Consider the following 1,829-nt stretch of genomic DNA (forward strand, 5'->3'; position numbering starts at 1 on the left):
GACCTCGAGGTCGCGGTCGCCGAACTTGTTCATGAGGTACTCGAGCTGCATGAGCTCGTCCCAGGTGCCGCCGACGCCCATCAGGAACACGGCGTCGTAGCCCTCGTCGGCGACCTTGTCGGCGAGCTCAATCATCTTCTTGCCGGTCTCATAGACGTTCTTGCCGTCCTCGAGATAGCCCTCCTGGCTAAAGTGCATGATCTCGATCTTCTCGGTTTCCTTCATGGCTTTTCCTTTCTGTCCTGCACGCGAATCTATACATCGCGTTTCTTTTCGATACCAATTATAGACATACACCCAACGTGTTTTTAATACCACTTTTCAATCTGTTCCAATCCTCGGTGAACGGTCGAAATTCTCTGGTGAGTGGTATTAAATTAGAATTTGATGTATAGCTAACGCCCCCGGCGTCTCCCTTGCGTGACAAAGAACAGCGTTCCTACCAGCGCAATAATGGTCGATGCTCCAAACAGTACCGTCTGGACGCCCAAAGCCTCCGCCAAAAACGGAGCCGCCAGCAGCGGCACCACGCCGGCGCTCATCAGGCCAAAACGCACAAAGCCGGTAATGCGCCCCAGGTATTTGATGTCGGCACGCTCCTGAATCAAGATCATCTGCAGCGGCTCCAGGAACCCCCAGGCCAGACCGTTAATCGCCTGACCGATAATCGCGACCCCCAGCATATCGGTGCCCACGTACACCATGGACCCAATGCCCACGGCCATGAGCGCGCCGAGCAGCAATCGCAGGTTGACATGGCGAGCAGAAAGCTTGGTCAGGGTGAACGCGCCCACCGAGGAAGTGAGGCCCACGACCGAGGACAGCCAGCCCAGCCAGACGATATCCACGTTGAGCACATCGCGGTAGAACAACGACTCCAGCGAATCGAACGCGCCAAACGCAAAGAAACCCAAAAAGCCCGAGATAAAGATGAGGCGCAGGTCGTGGTCTCGAAACGTAAGTCGCGCACCCTCGGCCATGCCTCCCAGAATACCGCCCTTCGGCTTCTCCCCTTTTGCGGGAACAACACACTCGTGACAGCCCAAGGAGAGCACGGCCGCCACACCCATCATGCCCGCCATGAGCAGATAGACCGATTGCGTGGCAAAACAGCTCACGATGGCACCACCGAGCAGCGGGCCAGCGGTATAGGCGATATTGCTGTAGAACATCATGAGGCCGTTCACGCGGGTACGGCCCTCGGTGGTCGACTCCAGGTATCCCGGAAACGCATGCGTGCAGGTGTTGATAAAGCCGCCTGCAAGTCCCAAGACGCACGCGGCAAACACAAGTCCTGGGACAGACAACGGCGCCAACCCCACGCCAAGCGATAGCACAGCCGTAATCACGCACGTCACAAACGACGTCCGGCGCGGTCCAAAGCGGTCGATGACCGAGCCCGACACCATATTGCCCACCGACGTCATAAGATTGCGCGCGAGCGTAATGGCAGCAACCAAAAAGGCCGTGCCAGCCAGATCGTACGTGGCCGCACCGATAAGCCCCAAAAAGTAGACCGCGTTGTTGGCGCACCACTGCAGGGACTCAATAAGAATCAACCTGACCTCCGCCGGCTTCAGGCGCATTGCTTCGCGATCCTTCGCGAACATACGAACTCCTTTTACATAAAAAAGGGATGGAGGGCATAGGCCTGCTCCATCCCCTTTCCAGGTCGCAACGAAAATCTATGCAGCTGGGCCCTTACGCCAGCACGCCGAAGAACGCGCCGACGATGCCCACGGCCATGGTGGCCACGATCAGCACCATGGGGTTGATCTTCTTGGACAGCAGCCAGTAGTACAGCCAGAAGGCGATCATGCCGAGCATGC

General features: G+C 57.5%; 2 protein-coding genes and 1 pseudogene. All 3 read right to left on the reverse strand.

Annotated elements, in window-relative coordinates:
* Nucleotides 1-225 (reverse strand): annotated as a pseudogene (locus GDJ93_RS07185) (SIS domain-containing protein); the annotation flags it as partial.
* A gap of 170 nt (nucleotides 226-395) precedes the next feature.
* Nucleotides 396-1,610 carry an MFS transporter gene (locus tag GDJ93_RS07190; RefSeq protein ID WP_193221485.1) on the reverse strand — a complete coding sequence of 405 codons (1,215 nt, stop codon included), beginning with the start codon at nucleotides 1,608-1,610 and terminating at the stop codon, nucleotides 396-398.
* A 91-nt stretch (nucleotides 1,611-1,701) separates the two neighbouring features.
* Nucleotides 1,702-1,827 (reverse strand): PTS system mannose/fructose/sorbose family transporter subunit IID, encoded by a 126-nt coding sequence (locus GDJ93_RS10350; RefSeq protein WP_193221486.1) that lies wholly within the window; start codon nucleotides 1,825-1,827, stop codon nucleotides 1,702-1,704.
* Between the last annotated feature and the right edge of the window lie 2 nt (nucleotides 1,828-1,829).

The sequence above is a fragment of the Collinsella aerofaciens genome, assembly GCF_902501475.1.
In the GTDB taxonomy this organism is placed as follows: Bacteria; Actinomycetota; Coriobacteriia; order Coriobacteriales; family Coriobacteriaceae; genus Collinsella; species Collinsella aerofaciens_AL.